The organism is Martinezella lusitana, assembly GCF_014207095.1.
Lineage (GTDB): Bacteria > Pseudomonadota > Alphaproteobacteria > Rhizobiales > Rhizobiaceae > Rhizobium > Rhizobium lusitanum_B.
Genome location: NZ_JACHBG010000004.1, coordinates 80,893 through 103,906 on the forward strand (window position 1 = coordinate 80,893; position 23,014 = coordinate 103,906).

21 protein-coding genes are annotated in these 23,014 nt (G+C 59.6%); 9 read left to right on the forward strand and 12 right to left on the reverse strand.

The window, feature by feature from the left end; translation table 11 throughout:
• The first annotated feature begins 46 nt into the window (after nucleotides 1-46).
• Together GGD46_RS10755 and GGD46_RS10760 are read left to right on the forward strand one after the other, a co-directional pair.
• Nucleotides 47-385: a TIGR01244 family sulfur transferase gene (locus tag GGD46_RS10755; RefSeq protein WP_184703765.1), complete on the forward strand. Its 339-nt coding sequence runs from the start codon at nucleotides 47-49 to the stop codon at nucleotides 383-385.
• Nucleotides 386-482: 97 nt separating this feature from the next.
• Nucleotides 483-827, forward strand: a complete 345-nt coding sequence (locus tag GGD46_RS10760) for a RidA family protein (RefSeq protein WP_184703766.1) — start codon at nucleotides 483-485, stop codon at nucleotides 825-827.
• Nucleotides 828-867: 40 nt separating this feature from the next.
• On the opposite strand, the gene GGD46_RS10765 is transcribed toward GGD46_RS10760, so the two are convergent.
• The 4 genes from GGD46_RS10765 to GGD46_RS10780 are packed head-to-tail and all read right to left on the reverse strand — an operon-like array spanning nucleotide 868 to nucleotide 5,655.
• A complete protein-coding gene (locus GGD46_RS10765) occupies nucleotides 868-2,526 on the reverse strand; it encodes a thiamine pyrophosphate-binding protein (protein ID WP_184703767.1) in 1,659 nt (552 codons plus the stop codon).
• On the reverse strand, nucleotides 2,523-3,725 hold the full coding sequence (locus GGD46_RS10770) for a CaiB/BaiF CoA transferase family protein (protein WP_184703768.1): 1,203 nt from the start codon (nucleotides 3,723-3,725) through the stop codon (nucleotides 2,523-2,525). The genes GGD46_RS10765 and GGD46_RS10770 overlap by 4 nt, the downstream gene beginning before the upstream one ends.
• Nucleotides 3,726-3,743: 18 nt before the next feature.
• Nucleotides 3,744-4,703, reverse strand: coding sequence for a DMT family transporter (locus GGD46_RS10775; RefSeq protein ID WP_184703769.1), 960 nt, complete (start codon nucleotides 4,701-4,703; stop codon nucleotides 3,744-3,746).
• Nucleotides 4,704-4,722: 19 nt separating this feature from the next.
• Entirely contained in the window at nucleotides 4,723-5,655 is a 933-nt protein-coding gene (locus tag GGD46_RS10780) for an alpha/beta fold hydrolase (RefSeq protein ID WP_184703770.1), read from the reverse strand.
• A 165-nt stretch (nucleotides 5,656-5,820) separates the two neighbouring features.
• Here GGD46_RS10780 and GGD46_RS10785 point away from each other — a divergent pair, with 165 nt between their 5' ends.
• The 4 genes from GGD46_RS10785 (at nucleotide 5,821) to metF (ending at nucleotide 10,463) form a co-directional block, all read left to right on the forward strand.
• Nucleotides 5,821-6,567 carry a ribonuclease T2 family protein gene (locus GGD46_RS10785; RefSeq protein WP_184703771.1) on the forward strand — a complete coding sequence of 249 codons (747 nt, stop codon included), beginning with the start codon at nucleotides 5,821-5,823 and terminating at the stop codon, nucleotides 6,565-6,567.
• 126 nt (nucleotides 6,568-6,693) lie between these two features.
• The gene (gene ettA, locus GGD46_RS10790) at nucleotides 6,694-8,343 is read left to right on the forward strand and encodes an energy-dependent translational throttle protein EttA (protein WP_037151086.1); all 1,650 of its coding nucleotides are present in this window, start codon (nucleotides 6,694-6,696) and stop codon (nucleotides 8,341-8,343) included.
• A 190-nt stretch (nucleotides 8,344-8,533) separates the two neighbouring features.
• Nucleotides 8,534-9,559 carry a metalloregulator ArsR/SmtB family transcription factor gene (locus GGD46_RS10795; protein ID WP_184703772.1) on the forward strand — a complete coding sequence of 342 codons (1,026 nt, stop codon included), beginning with the start codon at nucleotides 8,534-8,536 and terminating at the stop codon, nucleotides 9,557-9,559.
• Nucleotide 9,560: 1 nt separating this feature from the next.
• Nucleotides 9,561-10,463 (forward strand): methylenetetrahydrofolate reductase [NAD(P)H], encoded by a 903-nt coding sequence (metF, locus tag GGD46_RS10800; protein WP_184703773.1) that lies wholly within the window; start codon nucleotides 9,561-9,563, stop codon nucleotides 10,461-10,463.
• Nucleotides 10,464-10,888: 425 nt separating this feature from the next.
• Here the strand turns inward: metF and GGD46_RS10805 are convergent, their stop codons facing one another.
• The 5 genes from GGD46_RS10805 to GGD46_RS10825 all read right to left on the reverse strand — a co-directional run bounded on the left by GGD46_RS10805 (nucleotide 10,889) and on the right by GGD46_RS10825 (nucleotide 16,233).
• The gene (locus GGD46_RS10805; RefSeq protein ID WP_184703774.1) at nucleotides 10,889-11,824 is read right to left on the reverse strand and encodes a DMT family transporter; all 936 of its coding nucleotides are present in this window, start codon (nucleotides 11,822-11,824) and stop codon (nucleotides 10,889-10,891) included.
• A 162-nt stretch (nucleotides 11,825-11,986) separates the two neighbouring features.
• Complete coding sequence (locus GGD46_RS10810; RefSeq protein ID WP_184703775.1) at nucleotides 11,987-13,231, reverse strand: lytic murein transglycosylase; 1,245 nt, start codon at nucleotides 13,229-13,231, stop codon at nucleotides 11,987-11,989.
• Between the two features lie 79 nt (nucleotides 13,232-13,310).
• Nucleotides 13,311-14,102, reverse strand: a complete 792-nt coding sequence (locus GGD46_RS10815) for a GH25 family lysozyme (RefSeq protein WP_184703776.1) — start codon at nucleotides 14,100-14,102, stop codon at nucleotides 13,311-13,313.
• A gap of 212 nt (nucleotides 14,103-14,314) precedes the next feature.
• A complete protein-coding gene (locus GGD46_RS10820) occupies nucleotides 14,315-14,989 on the reverse strand; it encodes a class I SAM-dependent methyltransferase (protein ID WP_409527675.1) in 675 nt (224 codons plus the stop codon).
• Entirely contained in the window at nucleotides 14,986-16,233 is a 1,248-nt protein-coding gene (locus GGD46_RS10825) for a DUF3419 family protein (RefSeq protein ID WP_184703777.1), read from the reverse strand. Before GGD46_RS10825 ends, GGD46_RS10820 begins: the two co-directional genes overlap by 4 nt.
• 191 nt (nucleotides 16,234-16,424) lie before the next feature.
• Between GGD46_RS10825 and GGD46_RS10830 the strand changes: the two genes are divergently transcribed.
• Nucleotides 16,425-17,813, forward strand: a complete 1,389-nt coding sequence (locus tag GGD46_RS10830; RefSeq protein WP_184703778.1) for a serine hydrolase domain-containing protein — start codon at nucleotides 16,425-16,427, stop codon at nucleotides 17,811-17,813.
• Between the two features lie 27 nt (nucleotides 17,814-17,840).
• Here GGD46_RS10830 and GGD46_RS10835 read toward each other — a convergent pair whose 3' ends face one another.
• From GGD46_RS10835 to GGD46_RS10845, 3 genes are all read right to left on the reverse strand, one after another.
• The gene (locus GGD46_RS10835; RefSeq protein ID WP_184703779.1) at nucleotides 17,841-18,983 is read right to left on the reverse strand and encodes a lytic transglycosylase domain-containing protein; all 1,143 of its coding nucleotides are present in this window, start codon (nucleotides 18,981-18,983) and stop codon (nucleotides 17,841-17,843) included.
• A 135-nt stretch (nucleotides 18,984-19,118) separates the two neighbouring features.
• Complete coding sequence (locus tag GGD46_RS10840; RefSeq protein ID WP_184703780.1) at nucleotides 19,119-19,754, reverse strand: LysE family translocator; 636 nt, start codon at nucleotides 19,752-19,754, stop codon at nucleotides 19,119-19,121.
• Between the two features lie 120 nt (nucleotides 19,755-19,874).
• Entirely contained in the window at nucleotides 19,875-21,086 is a 1,212-nt protein-coding gene (locus GGD46_RS10845; RefSeq protein ID WP_184703781.1) for a pyrophosphate--fructose-6-phosphate 1-phosphotransferase, read from the reverse strand.
• Between the two features lie 285 nt (nucleotides 21,087-21,371).
• On the opposite strand from GGD46_RS10845, the gene GGD46_RS10850 reads away from it, so the two are divergent.
• Together GGD46_RS10850 and GGD46_RS10855 are read left to right on the forward strand one after the other, a co-directional pair.
• The gene (locus GGD46_RS10850; RefSeq protein WP_184703782.1) at nucleotides 21,372-22,079 is read left to right on the forward strand and encodes a J domain-containing protein; all 708 of its coding nucleotides are present in this window, start codon (nucleotides 21,372-21,374) and stop codon (nucleotides 22,077-22,079) included.
• The gene (locus tag GGD46_RS10855; RefSeq protein WP_184703783.1) at nucleotides 22,076-22,837 is read left to right on the forward strand and encodes an N-acetylmuramoyl-L-alanine amidase; all 762 of its coding nucleotides are present in this window, start codon (nucleotides 22,076-22,078) and stop codon (nucleotides 22,835-22,837) included. Before GGD46_RS10850 ends, GGD46_RS10855 begins: the two co-directional genes overlap by 4 nt.
• Nucleotides 22,838-23,014: the final 177 nt, after the last annotated feature.

Sequence of the window (23,014 nt, forward strand, 5' to 3'; positions counted from 1 at the left end):
CCGGGCGGCGTAGATCAATGCCACGGTTTTAGAGAGGACATGAACCATGGATATCCGCCCGATCGACGATGAGTATTCGGTATCCGGCCAGATTAGCGTAGGCGATCTCGACCAGATCAAGGCCATGGGTTTCAAGTCTATCGTATGCCATCGTCCGGACGGTGAAAGCCCGGACCAGACACCGTTTGGCGTGATCGAGGCACGCGCCAAGGAGCTGGGCCTTGAGATCACCCACGTGCCCGTCGGCCCGATGGGCGTCACAGAAGAGGCCGTGCAGGGCATGGTCGATGCGCTCGACGAATTTCCGCGCCCGATGCTCGGCTATTGCCGGTCCGGCGCCCGTTCAACGGCGATCTATCAGAAGACCCATCATATTCGCGGCTAAGCCGACGCGGCCGAGCGGCTCTTGCAGCCCTTGAGATTGCGGGGTGAGCCAAGTGCCTCGCCCCTTTTACCTGTCAAAACAACATCAGGAGAAAGCCATGAGCATCAAGCGTATCGACGTCGGCGCCCGCATGAGCGGCGCGGTCATTCACGGTAACACCGTTTATCTCGCTGGCCAGGTCGGCGAAGGCGCGAGCGTTACGGATCAGTGCAAGTCGGCGCTGGCCGAAGTTGACCGCCTGCTCGCAGCGGCCGGCACCAACAAGTCGAAGGTCCTCCAGACGCTCATCTACCTCGCAGACATTTCCGATTTCGCAGAAATGAACGCTGCCTGGGAAGCCTGGGTTGATCCGGCCAACACGCCTGCTCGCGCAACCAGCGAAGCCAAGCTCGCTGCGCCGAAGTACAAGGTCGAGTTCATCGTGACCGCCGCGGTCGACTAAGTCAGCGCACAATGTGTTTGGAAGGCCGGGGAGCTTGCGCTCACCGGCCTTTCGTTTGGGCGATTTCCGTCAAAGTGCGTGAAGGCGTGATCGCTTCCGGATCGAGTGCAATCTCTATGATGGCTGGCTTGCCGCTGGCGCGGGCACGCTCGAAGGCCGGGGCGAAGTCTTCCGTCGCCTTTACTGTCTCTCCGTGACCGCCATAGGCGCGAGCAAGCGCTGCAAAATCCGGATTCCTGAGTTCCGTGCCACTGACACGGCCGGGATAATCCCGCTCCTGATGCATGCGAATCGTGCCGTACATGCCGTTGTTGATGACCAGCGTGATGAGCGGCAGGCCGTATTGGACGGCGGTTGCGAATTCCTGCCCGTGCATCATGAAGCAGCCGTCGCCGGCAAAGCAGATGACTTCCCGTTCCGGAAACAGCTGCTTGGCGGCAACTGCTGCCGGCAGGCCATACCCCATTGATCCCGAAGCCGGCGCTGCCTGGGTTTCGAAGCGGCGGAAACGGTGGAAGCGGTGCAGCCACGTCGCGTAGTTGCCGGCGCCGTTGGTGAAGATCGTATCGGCCGCCGTATTGGCTTCGATCCAATCCATGATGCGACCCATGTGAACCGAGCCAGGGCTTTTCTCCGGCGTCGTTGACCAGGCGAGATAGGCCGCGTGCATGTGCTCGGTCCGCTCTGCCCAACGGGCTTTGCCCGGAGCCTCCAGATCAGCAAGGGCGGCGACGAAATCGGTGGGGCTGGCACAGATCGCCAGATCCGGACGATAGACGCGGCCCAGCTCCGACGGATCGGGATAGACATGGACGAGCTGCTGGCGCGGGTAGGGGATATCGACCAGCGTATAGCCGGAGGAAGGCATCTCGGAGAGGCGACCGCCGAGCAGGATCAGCAGATCGGATTCCTTGATTTCCTTTGCCAGTGCCGGATTGATGCCGATGCCGACGTCGCCCGCATAGCTCGGATGAAGATGGTCGAACAGCATCTGACGGCGGAAGGAGCAGCTGACGGGTAGGTTGAAGCGCTCTGCGAATTGCCGGATGCCGGCAACGGCTTCGTCATTCCAGCGTGTGCCTCCCAGAATGATCATCGGGCGCTCTGCGGCAGCGAGGCGCCGCTGAAGATCGGCAAGCTCGCTGCGACCGGGGTGAGCGGCGACAGGCGTATAGGGCTTGGCTTCCGGCGCTTCGACTTCGTCGCGCAGCATGTCTTCCGGCAGCGTCAGCACGACGGGGCCGGGACGTCCCGAGGTCGCGACCGCGAAGGCGCGGGTGACGAATTCCGGGATGCGGGCAGCATCGTCGATCTCGCCGACCCATTTCGCGTATTCGGTCAGTGCCCGGCGGAATTCCACCTCCTGGAACGCCTCGCGCTCGCGGGCATCGCGCTGGACCTGGCCGATGAACAGGATCATCGGGATCGAGTCCTGCCGGGCAATGTGCAGGCCGGCCGATGCGTTGGTGGCTCCGGGGCCGCGGGTCACCATGCAGATGCCCGGCTCGCCGGTCAGCCGGCCCCAGGCATCCGCCATCATCGCCGCACCACCCTCCTGACGGCAGACGAGTATGTTGATGTCGCTATCGTGCAGCGCATCGAGCACCGCAAGAAAGCTCTCACCCGGCACGCAGGAAATGCGCTTGACGCCATTTGCCTTCAAAGCCTCGACGATGAGTTGGCCGCCCGTTCGTTTCATATCCTTGCCTTTCCCTCCAGTTCCGCCAATTCGGCAAGAACCTCCTCCTGATGCTCCCCAAGGCGCGGACTTGGCCGCGTATAAGTCAACGGTGTCTCCGACAGGACGATCGGCGTGCGGACGCTTGGGATCATGGTGCCCGCAGCGTCCTCAAGATCGATGCGCAGGCCCCGCGCCTTGATCTGCGGGTCGGCGAACATATCCTCGATCGTGTTGATGGCGCCGGCAGGCACGGCATTGTCCTCGCAGGCCTTCAGCAGGCCGGCCTTGTTCCAGGTCAACGTCTTTGCCGATATGAATGCCCGGACCTCGTTGCGGTTGAGGACGCGGGCCTTGTTGGTGGCATAGCGCTCGTCGTCGGCTTGCGCATTGAGGCCGAGAATGGTGCACAGGCGGCGGAACTGCCCGTCATTGCCGACGGCGAGAATGAGATAGCCGTCTGCCGTCGGAACGACTTCGTAGGGCGAGATATTGGGATGGGCGTTGCCGAGCCGCACGGGCGGCTTACCCGAGATCAGATAGTTCATGTTCTGATTGGCGAGCACGGCTGATTGCACATCGAGCAGCGCCATATCGACAAGCTGGCCTTCGCCGGACTTCAGGGCATGGATCAGCGCCGCCTCTATCGCCGAGACGGCATAGATGCCGGTGAAGATATCGGCGATCGCAACGCCTGCCTTCACCGGCTGGCCGTCCGGCTCGCCGGTGATCGACATGAAGCCGGACATGCCCTGGACGATATAGTCGTAGCCCGCGAGGCCGGCATAGGGACCGGTCTGTCCGAAGCCGGTGATGGAGCAATAGACGATGCGGGGATTGACCTTCTTCAGGCTCTCGTAGTCCAGCCCGTATTTGACGAGGCCGCCGAGCTTGAAGTTCTCGATCACCACGTCGGCGGTCTTCACCAGCCGGCGCACCAGCTCCTGTCCTTCTTCCGTCTTGAGATCGGCGACGATGGAGCGCTTGCCACGGTTTGCCGAGTGATAGTAGGCGGCGGAGAGGTTTTCACCGTCCTTGCCTTCGACGAAAGGAGGCCCCCATTGGCGCGTATCGTCGCCGCCATCGGGATTTTCCACCTTGATCACACCGGCGCCGAGGTCGGCCAGCATCTGCCCGGCCCAGGGGCCGGCGAGCACGCGGGCAAGCTCGATGACGCGGATACCGAAAAGTGGAGGTTTCTTGGTCTTTTGTTCTGTCATGTCGATCCGCTCTCTCGCTTACGGCGTGAATGCTGTTTCAGATGTATCGGATACCGGCTTGGAAGCAAAGCGCCGCTCGCGCCAGAGAATGTAGAGCCCCGAGCCGATGATGATGAGGATGCCGAGCCATTTGATCGCATCCGGAAAATTGTCGAAGACGAGCCATCCGAAGATCGTCGCCGAGACGATTTCGAAATATTGCAGAGGCGCCAGCATGGAGGCAGGCGCGGCGCGATAGGCATATACCGTGAGAATGCCGGTAATGGCCGCGCTGATGCCGACGCCGAGCAGGTAGAGCGCGGCCGTCAGGTCCGGGACGACCGAACCGAGGATCGCAACGCCGGTCGCCCGGCCGATGGCAAGCAGGATAAGGCTGAAAACGATGCCCCATATTCCGGTCTGGAACTGCATCGAGGACGCGTCCTCGCTGTGAGAGACGACGCGAGTGATCATCACATAGACTGCGATGCAGAAAGCGGCGACGACAGGCAGCAGAGCGACGAAGCCGACTTCCTGAAAGCTCGGCTGGATAATCAGCATCGCGCCGAAAAATCCCACCGCGCAGGCGGTGTAGCGCCGCCAGCCGATGGTCTCCTTCAGAAAGATGCTGCTGAGGACGGTCAGGATGATCGGCTCGACGAAAAAGATGGCAATGGCATCGGCGACCTCCATGACCTGAAGGGTGGTCACGAACGAGACCATGGATAGCGTCAGTACGCCGGCACGGATGGCATGCACGCCGCTGCGACGCCATGACCAGACGCCCCATTGTCCCCGCATGGCCATGATCGGCAGGGCAAAAAACGCCTGCAGGATGAAGCGTGCGGCCGTGACTTCGGCTGGCGGGACGGTGACTGCTGCAAGCTTGGAGAAGATATCGATGATCGGCGAGAAGATGACGGAGATGAACATCATCGCTAGACCGAAAGTCAGCTCCGACTGCGGCAAGCGCAGCGAGGAACCGCCATTGGCATTCATTGGGATATTCCTTTTATTATCAATTCTTTATCACTATTTTTCCGCACCAACCGGCAAAGTCTGATATGACTTGATCGGCGCCGATTTCGTTCAGCGTTTCGTGCCGCATGTCTGGATGGATGGTGGTCGTAACATGCGAGAAGCCTGCGCGCTTCAAATGGTTTGACAGCCAGGAAATCGCTTTTCCATTCTCCGTTGCCGGATCCCTGCCGCCTCCGACCAGATGGATCGGCATATCGCGCTTCAACCGGTCGAGATAGGCTTTTTGCGGCGCGCGAAAACTCAGTTCGAATATATCCAGCCACAGCGAGACGGAGGCATCGAAGCCGCAGAGAGGGTCGGCAATGTACTTGTCAACCTGCTCGGGTACGCGCGATAGCCAGTCGAACTCGGTGCGGTGGATTGGGATGGATTTTCCCCAAGCACCGAAGGTCAGTTTCGGCAGCGGCCCGCTTGGCACATCCGAGCCCTTGAACATGCGCTCCGTCTTCAGGATAAGCTGGGCGGCGCGGCCGGCAAGGCCGGGATTGAAGTTGGAATTCCAGACAGTGACGGCGTCGAACTTGTCGGGATAGGAAACGGCGGTGTTGAGGCTGATGAGGCCGCCCATGGAGTGACCGAACAGGATGATCGGCAGACCGGGATGAGCCGCGGCGGCGCGTTCGCGCACGGCCAGAACATCCGCCATCACGTGCTCGACGCCGTTTCTGCGCGCGAAGCGGCCGATTGGAGCATCGCTGGCGATGGTTTCGCCGTGACCGCGGTGATCATGGGCATAGACATGAAAGCCATGCGAGGCCATCGCGTCCGAGAAGGCCTCGTAACGGCGCGAATGCTCGGCAAGGCCATGGGATACCAGGAGGATGCCGCGCGCTGTGCCAGACGCTGGCGTGTGATGATAGGCTATCGTCGCGCCCGTCGGACTTTTCAGGCGTTGCGTCTCGGCGAACATGCACCATTCCTCCCCATCTCGGATGAGAGTTGATCGGCGGCCGGATTGCAATGGATAGTCGTTGAGGCCCACAGAAATAAATCTCTCCCGTCCCGTGATTCAGGGTTGCATAGGCTCGATCAAACTGCTTATTTGTTCCCATAATGTTCTAGTTGGAGGCGTGGAATGAAGCATTTGCTTCGAGTATTTACGGTTGTGCTCCTTTCGGTCGGGACAATCGCGAGCGCGGCGGCGCAGGAACACAGCAGGGGGCGTACACGCTTCATCCTGGCGGCAAGTTGGGAGCCGGCATTCTGTGCGACAAACCAGAAGAAGGCGGAATGCCGGAACCAGTCGTCAAGCAATTACGATGCTACGAATTTTTCGCTGCATGGCCTTTGGCCGATGCGGCAGGAATATTGCGACGTTTCCGATGACCTGAAGCAGGCGGATCGCGGCCGCGACTGGAAGGACCTGCCGGCGGTACAGTTGTCCCAGGACGTCAAGGCCAAGCTGGACAAGGTCATGCCGGGCACGCAATCCGGCCTCGAGCGGCATGAATGGGTCAAGCACGGCACGTGCGCGAAACTGACTGCCGACCAATATTTCTCCATCGCCGCCGGTCTGATCACTGAGCTCAATGCCTCTGCCGTGCGTGATCTCTTCGCCAAGAATATCGGCAAGGAGCTGGATGCGGAAAGCATCAAGGCCGCCTTCGACCAAAGTTTCGGCGAGGATGCCAATGCACGTATCAAGATGAGCTGCCGCCGCGTCGGCAATGTCCGGATGATCTCGGAATTGACCATAGGCCTGTCGGAAGATGCAATCGATCCGCAACAGGGTAACGAGCCGCGGCTCGCAAAACTCATTCAGGGTGCGGGCAGCACGTCGTTCGGCTGCGATCGCGGCGTCGTCGACGCGGCTGGTTTCTAAGCTAATCCGGCCTCTCAGTCGCGGATAAATGCCCTCGGACAAGGTTTCGCCGTTGCCCGAGGGCCGGGTTTCGCCTACATAGCGGCACAATTCGCAATGTTATCCGCCCGTGGAGTAACCCAAGCTATGGCACGTCAGTTTATTTATCATATGGCCGGACTGAATAAGTCCTATGGCGCCAAGAAGATCCTCGAGAATATCCATCTCTCCTTCTATCCTGACGCCAAGATCGGTATTCTCGGCCCGAACGGCGCCGGTAAGTCGACGGTGCTGCGCATCATGGCCGGCCTCGACAAGGAATATACCGGCGAAGCCTGGCTGGCCGAAGGCGCCACCATCGGCTACCTGGCGCAGGAGCCCCAGCTCGATCCCAACAAGACGGTTTTCGAAAACGTCATGGAAGGCGTTGCCAAGAAAACCGAAATCCTCAATCGCTACAACGAATTGATGATGAACTATTCCGACGAGACGGCGGAAGAGGGCGCCAAGCTTCAGGACATCATCGACAGCCAGAATCTCTGGGATCTGGAAAGTCAGGTCGAGATGGCGATGGAAGCATTGTGCTGCCCGCCGCGCGATGCCGAAGTCACCAGCCTTTCCGGCGGCGAGCGCCGCCGTATCGCGCTTTGCCGCCTGCTTCTCTCTCAACCGGACCTGCTGCTGCTCGACGAACCGACCAACCATCTCGACGCCGAGACCATCGCCTGGCTGGAAAAGCACCTGCGCGACTATCCGGGTGCCGTGATGATGATCACCCACGATCGCTACTTCCTCGACAATGTTACCGGCTGGATTCTCGAACTCGACCGCGGCCGTGGCATTCCCTACGAAGGCAACTATTCCGCCTATCTGCGGGCCAAGGCCAAGCGCATGCAGCAGGAAGCCCGCGAAGAAGCCGGCCGTCAGAAGGCAATCAGCCGCGAACAGGAATGGATCGCCTCCAGCCCCAAGGCCCGTCAAGCCAAGTCCAAGGCGCGTATCAACGCTTACGAACAGCTGGTCGATGCTGCCGAGAATCAGCGTCCAGGCGATGCGCAGATTATCATTCCGGTCAGCGAGCGTCTCGGCCAGGTAGTGATCGAGATGGAGGGCATCACCAAGGGCTTCGAAGGCCGCACGCTGATCAACGATCTGTCGATCAAGCTGCCGCCGGGCGGCATCGTCGGCATCATCGGCCCGAACGGCGCCGGCAAGACCACCCTGTTCAAGATGATCACGGGGCAGGAAAAGCCGGATTCCGGCTCGGTCCGCATCGGCGAGACGGTGCATCTCAGTTATGTCGACCAGAGCCGCGATGCGCTTGACGGCAATAAAACCGTGTGGGAGGAAATCTCTGGCGGCGCCGAAATCATCAAGCTCGGCAAGTTCGACATGAACTCGCGCGCCTATTGCGGCGCCTTTAACTTCAAGGGCGGTGACCAGCAGCAGAAGGTTGGCAATCTCTCCGGCGGTCAGCGCAACCGTGTTCACCTAGCCAAGATGCTGAAGGCTGGCGGCAACGTGCTTCTGCTCGACGAACCCACAAACGACCTTGATACGGAAACGCTGGGGGCTCTGGAAAGCGCGCTCGAAAACTTCGCCGGCTGCGCCATCATCATTAGCCATGATCGCATGTTCCTCGACCGTCTTGCCACGCATATCCTAGCCTTTGAAGGCGAAGGCCATGTCGAATGGTTCGAAGGCAACTTCGAGGATTACGAGCAGGACAAGATCCGCCGTCTCGGCCCCGATGCCCTCAATCCGGGCAGCCAGGCGCACAAGCGGCTGACGCGCTAACCTCTCGGTTTTGCAATTCGAAAACCCCGGCTTGTTCGGGGTTTTTGTTTGCCCATCCGAGTATCCGGATATTCCGTTTTCGTCAGAAACTAAGAGATTTCCGACGTCGAATTAGCGTCGCGAGAGATTGGCTCTTGCAGATCGCGCTCAAATCACATAAAGATATCTTTATATCTTGATTGGGTGTCGAATGACGGATCTGGTGAAGCTCGGCTTGGAAGAGGTTGTGGACGTGCTGAAGGCCGTCGGCGAACAGACACGGCTGCGTCTCATGGCGCTCCTTGCCGCAGGCGACCTGACTGTCACCGACCTTACTGAAATTCTCGGCCAATCGCAGCCCCGCATTTCTCGTCACCTGAAACTGCTGGGCGAGGCAGGTCTGATCGACCGCTATCAGGAGGGCGCCTGGGCCTATTTCCGTCTGAAGCAAGAGGGCAAGGCGGTAACGCTTGCGCATACTCTTCTGCGCCACACTGCTGAAAAGGATCCGGTGCTGTTGCGCGATGCGGAGCGTCTTAGTGCCGTCAAACGGGTCCGTGCCGAGCGGGCACAAGCCTATTTCAGCCGGAATGCGGCGGAGTGGGATGAGTTGCGCCGTCTGCATGCCGCTGATGAAGATGTGGACAAGGCGCTGATCGAGCTGATCGGCCCGCAGCAGATCGATTCCTTTCTTGATCTAGGAACCGGCACCGGGCGCATGCTGCAGCTATTGGCAGGGCATTACAGGCGCGCGATCGGCATCGACGCCAGCCGTGACATGCTTGCCGTCGCGCGGGCCAATCTCGACCGTTCCAACATTACCGCAGCCTCGGTGCGCCAAGGCGACATTTTCAACCTGCCCCTCGAAGAGCAGGATTTCGATCTGATCACCATTCACCAGGTGCTGCATTTTCTCGATCAGCCCGAGATTGCGATTGTGGAGGCCGTACGAATGCTGCGGCCCGGCGGTCGGCTTGTGATTATCGATCTGGCGCCGCACGGGCTTGAATATTTGCGTGATGAGCATGCGCATCTGCGTCTCGGCTTCTCGCACCAGACCATATCGGATTGGCTGAAATTGGCGGGGCTCGATGTCGAGCAGGTACAGGATCTTCATTCAGGGAAGGAAAGCGGTCAGGCGCTGACAGTCACCATTTGGCTGGCGCGCGACCCGCGGCTGCTGATCGCGGCCGAGCAGGATCGCCAATCGTCCCCCATTCTTGCTGGGAGAGTTTGATATGTCTTCGAAAACGGAAAACGGCCAAAGCGGCATCCGTATATCCTTCGAGTTCTTTCCGCCGAAGTCGGAGGAGGCCGAACAGCAGCTGTGGAACACCGTTGCTGATCTCACCGAGTGGGATCCCGAATTCGTCTCGGTTACCTATGGAGCGGGCGGCTCGACCAAGGCGCCGACGCTTTCCGCCGTGCGCAAGATGATTCATGAGACGCCGTTCACCACCGCGTCGCACCTGACCTGCGTCGGCGCCACGCGCGAGGACACGCATCGGGTGATCGATGAGTTTCTAGCGGCTGGCGTTCGCCGTTTCGTGGCCCTGCGTGGCGATCCGCCGGGTGGTGTCGGCTCTGCCTATCAGCCGCATCCAGGCGGCTATGCCAATGCAGCCGAACTGGTGGCTGCGCTGCGCGAGCGCGGCGATTTCGATATTTCCGTTTCGGCGTATCCGGAAAAGCATCCTGAGAGCCGCGATACTTCCGCCGATGTCGATATGTTGAAGCGCAAGGCTGATAACGGCGCCGACAGGGCTTTGACGCAGTTCTTCTTCGATAATGATGCGTTCGAGCGCTATCATGACCGCGTGCGCGCTGCCGGGATCAAAATTCCGGTCGTGCCGGGAATCATGCCGATCCAGAATTTGACGCAGCTGAAGCGCTTTGCGGGCGCCTGCGGCACCAGCATTCCGTCTTGGCTCGACGAGCGTTTTGCAGGTACGGACGATGATATCGAGCTGCGTGCACAGGTTGCGGCCGAAGTTGCGGCCGAGCAGATCCAGGATCTGGTGCGCCGTGGCATAGACGAGTTTCATCTCTACACGATGAACCGTTCGCCGCTTGTATCCGCCGTTCTTGAACGGCTGGGAATTCAGCGCAAGGCTGATACGCGCGCGGGTGCTGCTGCCTGACGGGCGTGGTGGATATAATATCTGTTCATGAAAAAGCGCATGTCCAACCCGGACATGCGCTTTTCTAATGGAATAGGTGTTTTGTTAGCTTTCGGAGTTCGATCGTTTGCAGGCTTACCCAAGTCGTCAGATGAAGAGCATTGTTACGACAAAGGCAAAGGCTGCACCGACCACTAGGACGTTGATGGATCGCGTCAATCCCATGTCTTCCTCCTCAGTCAGCCAGTAAGTTTTATGTCCAGAATGTGTCCTTTGGAAAGGAAATTCGTTGCTGCGATGCGGTACGAGATTGCCATTCGGATTCATGGTCCGGCACCAGCGTGTTGATTTTATTTGGAAATCGCTCGCAACTGTCTCGCTAACGGATTGTGAATAAATATTACCAAGCAGCCTGCCTCGGGTAGGGAATACCGCCCCGAGGGTCGTTATTCGGGTCGCGTCAGGCCCGGGCGCGCGCCACCTCTGAGCCACGTGTAAACCCTGCCATCGAGAATGAGTAGTCCGGCGGCGATGAGCGCCATGCCTGCGACTTCACTGAAGCCGAGCCGCTCGCCGAGGAAGAGAAAGCCCAGCAAAATGGCGAAGGGCGGCACCAGCAGCGTGACGAGGGAGGTGTTGGTGGCGCCGGCAAGCGCCATGATGCGGAAGAAAAGGATATAGGCGAAGGCCGTCGACAGCAGGGCCAGACCCAGGATGGCTGCAATTGCCGTTAGCGGTGGCATTGCGAGGTGCCAAGGCTGATCCATGCTCAAGGCAATCGGCAGCATGATGAGCGAGGAGCCGGTCAATTGGCCAACGGCGATGACGGGTGGCGCGATGCCCTTGAAGCGCTTCGCATAGATTGCCGCAAAGCCGTAGGAGATGGCTGCGAGGATTGGCAGCGTGACCGCCCATAACGGCACCGAGGCGCTGGCGGTCACGCTCGGGGCAAGTAGTACGACCGTGCCGGCAAGCCCGGTAAGGCAGCCGGCGAGTTTGGCCGATGTCAGGCGCTCGTCGGTCGTCAGCTGATTGCCGATCAGAACCGTCCAGATCGGTGTCGTGGCGTTGAGGATCGACGCAAGCCCGGCCCCCATCTGGGTTTGGCCGACAAAGAGCAATGTGTGGGGCACGGCATTGTTGATCAGGCCGAGCAGCAGGAATTGCCACCAATGGCGCCGCAGCGCCTCATAGACCCCGAAGCGACCGGCGAGATACAGGTGCAAGGCGAGGGCTGCCAGCGACAATCGCAGAAGAACAAGCGTGAAGGGCGGGACGTAGTGAACGGCAATCCGCGCGAAGAAAAAAGATCCGCCCCATATGAGTCCGAGCAATAGCAGCAGGCTCCAGGTCAAGGCACTCATTCGATTTTCGCTGCTCATCGCGTCTCCTCCGGTTCCTGCCTATGTAGCCCGAGAATAGGCGCTACCTCCACCCGTTTCCTGCGCTACGGGACAGAATGGGCATAAGCGAACGATCGGCAACGTCCTGGCAAACAAAAAGGCGGCTCCTTGGCCGCCTTTTCGATAGATCTTTGAAGGATCTTAGAGTGCGTTGAGCAAAGCGGATGTCGCCCAACCGTCTGCAGGCATGCCGAGGCGGAATTGCTCCTTCTGGATGGCGACACGCGTGCCCGAACCGAGAATGCCGTCGATCTTGCCGACATCGTAGCCGCGCGCAACGAGCTTCGTCTGAAGCGCCTTCATGTCGACATCGTTCAGGCCAACCTCAGGCGCGCCCTTGTTATAGGGAGGAGCGCCGGCGAAACGCGTGGCGAAATAGGCGGCCGAGGTCGTGTAGATGAACGACTGGTTCCATCCGAGATAGGTATTGTAGTTCGGATAGGTCAGGAAAGCCGGTCCCTTGCGGCCTTGCGGCAGGATGAGCGCAGCTGGCAGAGACGCGAATTTGGTATCGCCATCACGCGGCTTGACGCCAAGCTTGAACCAATCACCAGCCGTCAGCGTGCCGCCAATGCCGGATTTTTCCCAGGGGAGATTATCTGGTACGGCGACTTCCTGCAGCCAGGGTTGATCGCGAATGAAGCCGAGATGCTGGAGGAAACGCGCCGTGGTCAGGATCACGTCGGGCGCGCTGGTCTTCAAATTAACGTGGCCGTCGCCATCGCCATCCGTGCCGTAGGCAATGATGTCGGGCGGCAGCATCTGTGTCTGGCCGATTTCACCGGCCCATGCGCCTGTCGTCGTCGTGGGATCGACGTCGCCACGCTGCACCAGTTCGATGAGCGCGATCAGGCGCGGGCGGAAGAACTCCGGCCGGCGGCAATCATGAGCGAGGGTGACCAGGGCGTTGCGGGTATTGAAGTTACCCTGAACTGCGCCGAAGTCGGTTTCCATCGCCCAGAAGGCGGTGATCACGCCGGCGGGAACGCCATAGTCCTTTTCAGCCTTGGCGAAGACGTCGGCATATTGCTTCATCTTCTGCCGGCCGATATCGAGGCGGCCCTGGCTGACGGTGCGCTGCGAGAATTCGAGGAAGGTCTGACGGAATACGCCCTGGCTTCGGTCCATGGCGAGAACTTTTTGGTCGATCTGCGCGCCGGCCAGCGTCTTGTCGGCGGATGCGGCGTCTGCACCGTCGGTAATTGCTTCGGCTTTCACACCGGCCAGGAAGGCTGCCAGATCGCCGCCACAGGCTGGCTTCGGATTGGCGGCGCTGCTTGCGGGCGGTACTGCTGCAGGAGCCGCGCTCTGAGCGATTGCAGAGCCGGCCATGGCTGAAGCGAAGATCAACCCGAGCGTGCTGCGTCGAAGGGTGTGACGGTCCATGAACGATCCTCTCTAGTGATAGAATAGGGTCGCTTTCACAGAAGATTGTGACATTAGCAAGAGAGAAGTGGGCTCAGTCTCAAGAATTTCCTTGCTTCTGTACTGCCGCCACCCAGTTGTGCCAATTTTGCTCGGAACCGGCAAAGACATTGATATCCGTCGGCCCTTTGATGCCGGGGACGAGGCCCGTGGACGTATACTGCCAAAAGGCCCATGTGCGGTCCGCATAGATCTCTTTGGGGTGCTTTGCGACCGAGCGCACCCAGAAGTGATAGTCCTTGAAGTAGCCGACAAGGTTCTGCCGGTGGAAATCGACCGAGGTGTAGATGATCGGCCGTTTGCCGTAATAGGCCTGCAGGCGATCCATGAAGCGCTTTATTTCCGTCCGCACGACCTCCGGGGCCGGCCTTGTCCGGCAAGTTGGCGAGCCGGGGTTCCATTCGACATCGACAACGGGGGGAAGCGCCATGGCATCCTTCGGTACGTTGCGGATGAACCAATCGGCCTGTTCGTCGGCAGTCGAGCAGAAATAGAAGAAGTGATAGGGCGCGTGCAGAAGCCCCGCGGTGCTGGCCTCATTCCAGTATTCGGTGAAGCGCGGATCGATCCGATCCTTGCCTTCCGTTGCCTTGATGAAGACGAAAGCAACCCCGGAAGCCTTGACGGCCCGCCAGTCGATGTCGCCCTGCCATTTCGAAATGTCGATGCCGTGGATGGCGTGTCGCTGCGGATGATCGCTGCCGAAATCCTGTGGTTTCGTATCGCTGAACCGGGTCTTGGCGGAGGATACGTCCGAGAAGGCATCGTAGCCTGTCGTGCAGCCGTTCACTAGAAAGGCGAGCGGCAATAGGCACAACAGAAGCCTGCGCATGTTTATCCCGTCAACAACCGAGTGATCTAATTGCCCTGAGACCGGGTCTCCGCTTGAGGGTTCCCGTATCTGAAAGAGCGGTAGACCGCGCTGCAGACAGCCGATCTTGCCGCTTCGTTCACCATATCAACGTAAAAAATGCGTTATCTTCAAGCAAATTCTTATGCTTGAAGCCTCTTCGACACTGGTTTCGCGCTGAAATCAGCTTGAGCTCAAGCGCCTTGCTTGGTGATGACGGCTCGCCAGGCGTAGCCTCGCCCGATCTTCTCGGTCTTGAGCGACATGCCGCGAGCTTGTGCCTTCTCTTCCAGCACTGTGAGGAGATCGGCGCGCGGTGTGACGTGAAATTTCTTCAGCCACCCTTTGAGAAGAGCCTGGAACCAGCCCGGTAAGCCCTCCTGCTGGCCGAAATCGACGATATGGAGCTCGCCGCCGGGTGCGACGGCGGCCAGCGATGCGTCGATCGCGTTCTTCCAGTCTGGGATCATCGACAGGGCGTAGGAAACCATCACGCGGTCGAAGCCATCGACATGAAAGTCGGACGGAGAGAATGCCGTGGCGTCGGCGACGCGGAAATCCGGCATCTGCTTCAGGCCGCGAAAATTGTTACGGGCCGAAATCAGCATCTCCTGCGAGATGTCGAGGCCATACAGCTTCGAGGACGGGAACTTTCTGTAGGCGAGCAGCATGTTGCGTCCGGTGCCGCAACCGACTTCGAGCAGAGAGCCGCCGACCGGCACGTTGAGATGCGCGATCGTTCGATCACGTCCGAAGAGGTAGTATTTCCGCGTCAGATCGTAGATGTGACGCTGATAGCGGTACATGCCGTCCATCAGCCTGGCATGGTTGTTGGCGCTGGTCTCTATACCGGTATCAGCCTGGCTCACGCTTTTTTCCCGTAGATGTGGAAGCCGCCGTAGATGGCAGAACGATCGAGCGCATTGAGCTCTTGCGAGCGTTCTTCGAAATAGACCCACTGGTCGCGGATGGCGGGTGACAGCCGGCCTTCGATGATGCTCTTTTCCGCGGCCGTGCGGAAGATCACGCGGGCGCCTTCGCGTGCAGTGCGGGTAATTTCCGCCCAGAGGCTGTTGAGCTGCTCGTCGGTCATCCAGTCTTGAGCATCAAGAAGAATGTAGCGATCACGCGAGGCAGCGGGCTTGGACGCCAGCAACTCTGTAAAATTGGCGTGGTGCACGTCGACGCGGTCGGCATTGGCGCGGATCGCAGCATAGTGCTCCGGCCTCAAATATGTCGGTAGGGGACCCTGATGTTGACCGGCGTAGCGGCGCGCGAAGGCCTGCCAGGCGAAATAATTCTCGCGCATCGGAAAGTGACAGGCGAGCTTTTCCAGGCGGTGCTTCAGCACGGCCGAGATGGAATCGTCGCCAGCAAGGCTTGCGAGTTCGTCATACTGCTGCGGCGGGATGCCGAGGCCGAAGAGCGAACTTTTGCGACCGAGCAGCCAGCGAACCGCCGGCCGATCGAAGATCGGAGCGATTTCGTTTTCGAAGAACTGGCGCTGTTCGCGAAGTGTGCGCGCATCGGTCATTTTTGCAAGTCGGACGCCGTGCAGGCGTGCAAGCACATGGGCTGCGCCGATGAAGCGGCCGAGCAGGCCGGTCTTGTAGATGTTGCGGTTGAAGACCGTCACGCGTCGGCGGCCGTAGAGGTCGCGGCCATCCCAATAGGAGGCCGTTGCCGGATCCAGCCGCGGAGCGATGAACTGGTCATAAGCCTGGCTATTTGCGGCAACGTGCGGCGTCGCGAAGAAACGCACCAGATCAACGTGGTCCGGCAGCAGCCGGAACGCGGCGAGCTTCAGCTTGTTGAGTGCGATGTGATGGCGATTGAGATCGACGACATCGATCGATGCAGGGTTCTGCGAGAGATAGGCGAGCATATTGCAGCCGCCGGAGCCGATGGTGACGATGCGGTGATGCGGCTGGAGCTCCATCGCCTGCATGTCGACATCCGGATCCTCCCAGATCTGCGGATAGACGAGGCCGGAAAACAGCATCCCGAACAGCCGCTCTGAGAGGCCGGCTTTGGAGAGTGCCTTATGCTGTAGCAGAGCGTCCTTGAGTTTCCGGTTCTTCTGGAGGCCGGCATCCGGGGCGATTTCCGTCATCTGAGTCTTGTTACCGATTTTTAAGGTTCTGGGCGTGTAACCCGGCAATGCTACAGTCTGATGACGTGGACTGTTGGTACATCTGGCGGAATTGCGCCCTTGCCGCTATTTGAGGGGCAACCGGCGACGATACCTCTTTCATCTTGCTGTGTTTCCTGATTGTCTCCGCCTACCTTTGGAGGGTATGTGATATGCGTTTGATTTCGAGAGTGATCGGGGCAGTTTTCATGCTGCTGCTGATCATTGTCGCAGGCGGAGCTGTGTGGCTTTCCGTTTCTCCGCCGGAGCTGCTGAAGGTCGGGGATGGCTACGCCGCCAAGATCGTGTGCTCCAACACATTCGTCGCCAAGCGGGATCCGGATCAGGTTTTGGCCGACGACGTACAGGCTCCGGGAAATCCGGCGCTGAAGCTCATCCGGGTTTCCGTCGATCGGGACGATGGCGTGGTCAGGGCGCGTTTCCTCGGAATGTTTGCTCCGAACTATGCGCTCTATCGCGGCGCGCTCGGCTGTACGACGGTGCCCGACGGCGATCTGCAGGCGGCGCGCAGTGCGGTTTTCCTCAACAAGGTCAAGGCACCGAAGAACGACGCGCTATGGCCGGATGGAGATAGCGTCAATCTCGGCCAAGGCGAACAGGATGCCAAGCTCGCCAGCATCGTCGCGAACCCGGATTTGGCCGGCCCCGCCATGCGCGCCATCGTCGTGGTCAAGGATGGGCGGATCGTCGCGGAAAGCTATGGCGAGGGTTTCAGCAAGGCAACGCCGCTGATCGGCTGGTCCATGACGAAAACGGTCAATGCCGCCATCATCGGCCGCCTCATGCTGGCGGGCCGCATGTCTTTCGATGACCAGCATCTGCTGCCGTTATGGAGTGACGATGCGCGCAAGGATATCAGGCTTAGCGATCTGCTGGCGATGGAGAGCGGGCTTGCCTTCAACGAGTCCTATGGCAACGTTTCCGACGTCACTCGTATGCTCTACCTCGATCCGGATACGACGAGCATTGCGGCCAATGCGCGTCAGGCGGCCGCACCCGGAGAGCGGTTCAGCTATTCCAGCGGCACCGCCGTGCTTCTTTCCCGGCTCTGGATGAACAAGCTCCCGAACTTGAGCGCTGCGATTTCCTATCCGCGCGAGGCGCTTTTCGCGCCGCTCGGCATGTATAGCGCGGTTTTCGAGGCCGATGAGCGCGGAACCTATGTCGGCAGCTCCTACCTCTACGCCAATGCCCGCGATTGGGCGCGCTTCGGCCAGTTCCTGCTTCAAGATGGCGTCTGGAAGGGGAACCGGCTTTTGCCGGAAGGCTTCGTGGGCGCCATGCGGACGCCGACGAAGGCGTCAGAAGGCGTTTACTCGCAGGTTCAGGCATGGGTTGCCGGTCCCGGCGGCTCAAACGCGCAATTCGGCCTGCCGACGGACACATTCTGGATGAGTGGTCACGATGGCCAATCGGTCGCCATCGTTCCCTCTGCCAATCTGGTGGTGGTGCGCATGGGGCTGACGCCCTCCTGGGCCGATTATCGGCCGCAGATCCTGCTGAAGCGGATCATGGATGTGATAAAGCCGGCCACAAACTAGGCCGGCTTTCAAAATCTCACATTAAACTTAGTAATTGCCGTTGGCGACGTCCGTCAGGCCCTTGCGCTTGGCATCGTAGTAGTAGCCGCGAGCATAGAGCTGCACTGCGTTGGCTTCTTTGTTCTGTGCCTTGCTATCAGCTGTCATCCATGCGCCGCGCAGATATTTGGCGGCATACTTGATGTTGGTTTCGGCATCGAGCAGGCCGGACGCCGGACCTTCGTAACCCATCGACTTGGCCGTGTTGTACTTGATCTGCATCAGGCCGAAATATCCGGCCCTGTTGTAGGCCTTTGGATTGTAGCGGCTTTCGCGATGAACGACGCGATGGATCAGCGACTCCGGTATTTCATAGAGCTTGGCGTACTTCTGGATAAGCTTCGAAACATAGCTCTTTTCTGCGGACGGCACGTCAGAGTCATAATTCTGGGTGGTCAGGACGGCAGGAACAACCGTCGGGCCGCTGCTGTCGAAATTGAAATCATAGTGGGCGCGATTATCAACATAGCGTCCCAAGCCGACCTGTGCCGGCGTTGCGAAAGCGACTTCCGCCTGTGCCGAAGGATCTGGACGGGGGGTCGGGACGGCAACCTGGATGGCGGCCATATCCGAGGTCATCGGAATGGTCGGCTCTGCCTGCGCAAGCGGACCGGAAGCCGGCATCAGCGCGGCATCGCCGGGGCGAGCCGGATTGGGCATCGGAATTGCGACTACGGAAGGAACGAGCGGCACATCCGAGGATGCATAGGCAGCTGCCGTCGTAGTATTCGCGGCAGGGGCACCCGTTGCAGCCGCAATAGCGACGGTTCCCTGGTTGGCGCCGTTTGCCCCAGCCACCGTTGGCTGGCCGAAGCGGGACTGCGCGGCGTCGATTTGCTGCTGGTTGACGGCACCGGGCGACACGCGTCCGGACTTTACCATTGCGACTTGCTGCGGCTGGCGCGGGCCGATGAAATCCGGAGCTGCTGCGGCCATTGCGACACCGCCAACGGGCGCAGCGGCTCCATTGGCGATCAGGGTCGTATTCGGATGCGGCACGTTGGTGTGTGCCGACGGGAGTTCTGCCTGAGACGCCTGCTGCTGAGTGCTAGCACACCCGGCGAGAGCGCCGCACATCATTGCCGATAAGGCAACGCTGCGCTTCAGGCTGGGAAATCCGATCGTTACCATTCTGTCACTTTCGAAAAAACCAAACCTAATTTGCGATGCAATTCGGTCACAGGACCTCACAATTCGGTCACAGGATCGATAAAATTATGAATCCCCATTAACCTATCCGTGATCGCGCCGCAACCCTAGACGGCGTTAAGCGGCCATCCGGCGATATCCGGCGGTCACTGCGCCGGCCGCAATCAACAGGGTTCCGCCCGTTCGGTTAACGGCGCGTTGCACGCTTGCCTTGCGGATGAAACCGCGCGCCATGTCGGCGACGAAGACGTAGATCAGCGAATTCAAAGCCGCCAAAGTAAGGAAAGTTGCCTCCAAAATAAGCGTTTGCTCAAGAAATGGCTTCGACATGTCGAGGAACTGAGGCACGAAGGCGATGAAGAAAACGATGCTCTTTGGGTTGAGCGCCGTTACAACATAGGCGTGCAACATAATCTTTAACGGTTTTTCCTCGGGAAGATTGTCATTATCACCCATCGGACCGGTCACGATCGGGGCTCGCCAGAGCTTGATTCCGAGGAAGACGAGATAGGCTGCACCGATCAGCTTGAGAATCGTGAACAGGCTCGCCGAAGCGGCGAGGAGGGCGCCCAGGCCAGCCAGGGAGGCGGTCATCGCTGTGAAGTCGCCGAGGGTCACACCGGTTACGGTCGCCAGCGCCGTTTTGCGGCCGTGACCAAGGGCATAGGAGATGACCAAGAGAATGGTCGGCCCCGGTATGGCCAGCATGATACAGGACGCGGCGGCGAAAGCGAGCCAGGTTTCGATGGACATGGAATCCTCCTCTATTCCTCTTTCGCTGCCAGCAAAGACATCGGATTAACGATCCGTCAATCCGCCTGATTATGAATCAACCGGCTTGATCATCGATCCAGCCGGTTGATTGCAGAACGATCAGGCTTCCACGTATTTCTGTCCGATATGGTTCATCACCTCGGCGAACCAGGGTGCGGCCATATCGAATGCCTTGCCGCCCTTGATGCGCGGGAATTCGATAACGCGCAGTTTGCCGCCCTGGCCTTCGTCGTGGCCGGTGACGCCGGATACCTTGTTAAGGGCGTTTTCGACAGCGAGATCGACCATGCCCTGGATCAGGCGGAGATCATCGCCGTTTGCCGGAGCCGAGCGGGCGAAATAGCCGGACTTCTGTACCATGGAGCGCTCGGCGCCGATGATCGAGGCGAATTGCTTTTGGAACCAGCCGCCAACATTGATGGTGTCGATTTTCACGTGGCCGAAGGCGTCGCGCTTGATGGTTTCGCCAGCGGCTTCGCGCTCGGCGACGATGGCGTCGAGTGCGGCGCCTTCCGATACGAACAGCGTCACCTGGCCGGTCTTCTCCATGATCGTCCGCAGCCGTTCGCCCTCGGCTTCAATATTGAACGCCATTTCGGGCAGGTAGAGGCCATCGATGTTCTTCAGTCCGGCATTCATCATGAAGCCTTCGACATATTCATTGGCGCTGGTCTTTTGAATGTAGGCGCGGGCAGTGGCAGCCGTCAGCCAACCACAGTGACGTCCCATGACTTCATGAATGACCAAGGTGCGCGGGGCGGCAGTCTGTTCGTTGCTGACATTGTCGAAGAAATCGGCGCCGACTTCCGCCGCCGTCCAGGCGCCGAGCGACTGGCGGATCGGCACGACGTCGTTGTCGACGGTCTTTGGCAGACCGACGACGGTCAGGTCGTAGCCATTGGCGCCGAGGTAGGCCGCAAGATCGGCTGCCGTCGTGTTGGTATCATCGCCGCCGATCGTATGGAGAATGGTGACACCGTCGGCAGCGAGACGCTCGGCTGCGACACGCAGCGGATTTTCGCCTTCCTTGACGAGGCCGCGCTTCACGCAGTCGGCGGCGTTGGTCAGCTTCACGCGGCTGTTGCCGATCGGTGAGCCGCCATAGCGGTGCAGAAGGTGGGCGCGTTCGCGCATCGCCGGCGTCACCGCGATGCTGTCCGCCAGCAGAACTCCCTGGTAACCAGAACGATAGGCGATGATGTCGATTTCCGGCGCTACGTCCGTATAGCGTTGGATCAGACCCCCAACCGCAGAAGAAAGGCAGGGCGCCAATCCGCCGGCGGTGAGCATTGCGACTTTCTGTTTGGCCATGGGGATCCTCCTTGCAGACAGGCTGCTTTATTTCATGATTGCCGTGGGAATGGATGCGACAGGCGCGCAGGGCTGTAAAGTAAAGAATTTAAGAAACCAGCGTTTGTTTTCTGGCTGGAGCATGGTCTGGACGAGGCCGCATGCCGCGAAAGGCGTAGGCTGGAAACACGTCATCATTACCAAATTGTGAAAAGTGTTTTCAGGCGTGCGACGAATGGACTGCTTGCAAAGCCGGGCATTATTTGGTCAAGGTGTTCTATAGTTTATGAGGCCTGCGGAACCGTGATGTCGTTTTGGGAAAAATTGCTGAATGCTATTGGTAGCACCGCTGGCAATGCCCTGTCGGCGGTGGTCGAGGCCATTCGCACCGTGTTCGAGGGCGACCCAGAAACGCGTCGCAAAGTGGCCTTTTCCGTAGCAATCATCGCGCTTTCGGCCAAGATGGCGAAAGCGGACGGGATCGTGACCGAGAACGAGGTCAACGCGTTTCGCGAGATCTTCGAATTCCCTCCGGATCAGGCCAAGAATGTCGCCCGTCTTTATAATCTGGCGCGGCAGGACGTAGCGGGCTACGAAGCCTATGCCGAGCGCTTGTCGATGCTTTGCGAAACGTGCACCGAGAATTGCCCGGTGCTGGAGGACGTGCTCGACGGGTTGTTCCACATTGCCAAGGCCGACGGTCTTATTCACGAGAAGGAAATGGATTTCCTGCAGCACGTCGCGCAGATCTTCCATATGAGCGAAGAGCGCTTCGAGCAGATCATGGCGCGGCATGTGAGCGGCGGCCGGGACCCGTACAAGGTGCTTGGCGTGTCGCGCCAGGACGACTTCCCGACGATTCGCCGCCGTTATCATGGGCTCGTCTATGAGAACCATCCGGATCGCCTCGTGTCGCGCGGTGTGCCGGAGGAGTTTCATGCCATTGCCAACGAGCGCATGGCGGCACTGAATGCGGCTTACGCCGAGATCGAGAAAGAACGCCGCGCAGCATGATTGCATTCAAGGCCGATTTCGCTCGCGCCGAGGTACAGCCGTCGCCAAACCACGGCGAGCGGCGTGATGGTGTTCGCCCGGACATTATTCTTTTACACTATACCGGCATGGGAACGGCCGAAGGCGCCCTGGATTGGCTCTGTCGTCCGGAGAGTCAGGTATCGAGCCACTACTTCATTTTCGAGGACGGACGGATCGTTCAACTTGTTCCGGAAGAGCGGCGAGCATGGCACGCCGGCAAGAGTTCGTGGCATGGCGATATCGACATCAACTCACGGTCGATCGGCATCGAAATTGCCAATGCCGGCCATCCGGGCGGGCTGCCCGAATTCCCTGATGCGCAGATAGAAGCGGTCATCGAACTGTGTCGTGATTGCGGCCAACGCTGGGCAATCGCGCCTGAAAGAGTGCTTGGGCACTCCGATGTTGCCCCTGTGCGCAAGGTCGATCCGGGCGAGAGATTCCCCTGGGCGCGGCTTGCCGCCGCGGGTGTCGGGCACTGGGTTGAGCCGGCTGCCATTACCGGCGGCCGCTTTTTCCAGAAGGGCGATGTGGGGCAGCCGATCGAGGCGCTTCAGTCCATGCTCTCGCTCTACGGTTACGGAACTGAAATTACAGGCGAATTCTCCGAGAAACTGAAGGGTGATGTCGAGGCGTTCCAGCGGCATTTCCGCCCCGAGCGCGTCGATGGCATTGCCGATTTTTCCACGATCGATACGCTCCACCGGCTTCTGTCTGGATTGCCCCGATTTTCGTAGGCAAGGCACCGCTGCCGGCGATTTCTATAGCCGGCTATAATCCGTAAAAGACGTAACTCCCTGCTGCGCCACAGCTTTTCCCTATTATTTCCGCATTGCATTGATCTAACGGCGCTCGCTGAACGGCGGTCGCGCCGTCTGTGTTTGTGTGTCGCGCGGCCGTAGACGACTAATGGG

Excerpts from the sequence above, each read along its gene's own strand:
- GGD46_RS10755 (WP_184703765.1), top strand. The coding sequence starts at position 47 with ATGGATATCCGCCCGATCGACGATGAGTATTCGGTATCCGGCCAGATT.
- GGD46_RS10760 (WP_184703766.1), top strand. The coding sequence starts at position 483 with ATGAGCATCAAGCGTATCGACGTCGGCGCCCGCATGAGCGGCGCGGTC.
- GGD46_RS10765 (WP_184703767.1), bottom strand. The coding sequence starts at position 2,526 with ATGAAACGAACGGGCGGCCAACTCATCGTCGAGGCTTTGAAGGCAAAT.
- GGD46_RS10770 (WP_184703768.1), bottom strand. The coding sequence starts at position 3,725 with ATGACAGAACAAAAGACCAAGAAACCTCCACTTTTCGGTATCCGCGTC.
- GGD46_RS10775 (WP_184703769.1), bottom strand. The coding sequence starts at position 4,703 with ATGAATGCCAATGGCGGTTCCTCGCTGCGCTTGCCGCAGTCGGAGCTG.
- GGD46_RS10780 (WP_184703770.1), bottom strand. The coding sequence starts at position 5,655 with ATGTTCGCCGAGACGCAACGCCTGAAAAGTCCGACGGGCGCGACGATA.
- GGD46_RS10785 (WP_184703771.1), top strand. The coding sequence starts at position 5,821 with ATGAAGCATTTGCTTCGAGTATTTACGGTTGTGCTCCTTTCGGTCGGG.
- ettA (WP_037151086.1), top strand. The coding sequence starts at position 6,694 with ATGGCACGTCAGTTTATTTATCATATGGCCGGACTGAATAAGTCCTAT.
- GGD46_RS10795 (WP_184703772.1), top strand. The coding sequence starts at position 8,534 with ATGACGGATCTGGTGAAGCTCGGCTTGGAAGAGGTTGTGGACGTGCTG.
- metF (WP_184703773.1), top strand. The coding sequence starts at position 9,561 with ATGTCTTCGAAAACGGAAAACGGCCAAAGCGGCATCCGTATATCCTTC.
- GGD46_RS10805 (WP_184703774.1), bottom strand. The coding sequence starts at position 11,824 with ATGAGCAGCGAAAATCGAATGAGTGCCTTGACCTGGAGCCTGCTGCTA.
- GGD46_RS10810 (WP_184703775.1), bottom strand. The coding sequence starts at position 13,231 with ATGGACCGTCACACCCTTCGACGCAGCACGCTCGGGTTGATCTTCGCT.
- GGD46_RS10815 (WP_184703776.1), bottom strand. The coding sequence starts at position 14,102 with ATGCGCAGGCTTCTGTTGTGCCTATTGCCGCTCGCCTTTCTAGTGAAC.
- GGD46_RS10825 (WP_184703777.1), bottom strand. The coding sequence starts at position 16,233 with ATGACGGAAATCGCCCCGGATGCCGGCCTCCAGAAGAACCGGAAACTC.
- GGD46_RS10830 (WP_184703778.1), top strand. The coding sequence starts at position 16,425 with ATGCGTTTGATTTCGAGAGTGATCGGGGCAGTTTTCATGCTGCTGCTG.
- GGD46_RS10835 (WP_184703779.1), bottom strand. The coding sequence starts at position 18,983 with ATGGTAACGATCGGATTTCCCAGCCTGAAGCGCAGCGTTGCCTTATCG.
- GGD46_RS10840 (WP_184703780.1), bottom strand. The coding sequence starts at position 19,754 with ATGTCCATCGAAACCTGGCTCGCTTTCGCCGCCGCGTCCTGTATCATG.
- GGD46_RS10845 (WP_184703781.1), bottom strand. The coding sequence starts at position 21,086 with ATGGCCAAACAGAAAGTCGCAATGCTCACCGCCGGCGGATTGGCGCCC.
- GGD46_RS10850 (WP_184703782.1), top strand. The coding sequence starts at position 21,372 with ATGTCGTTTTGGGAAAAATTGCTGAATGCTATTGGTAGCACCGCTGGC.
- GGD46_RS10855 (WP_184703783.1), top strand. The coding sequence starts at position 22,076 with ATGATTGCATTCAAGGCCGATTTCGCTCGCGCCGAGGTACAGCCGTCG.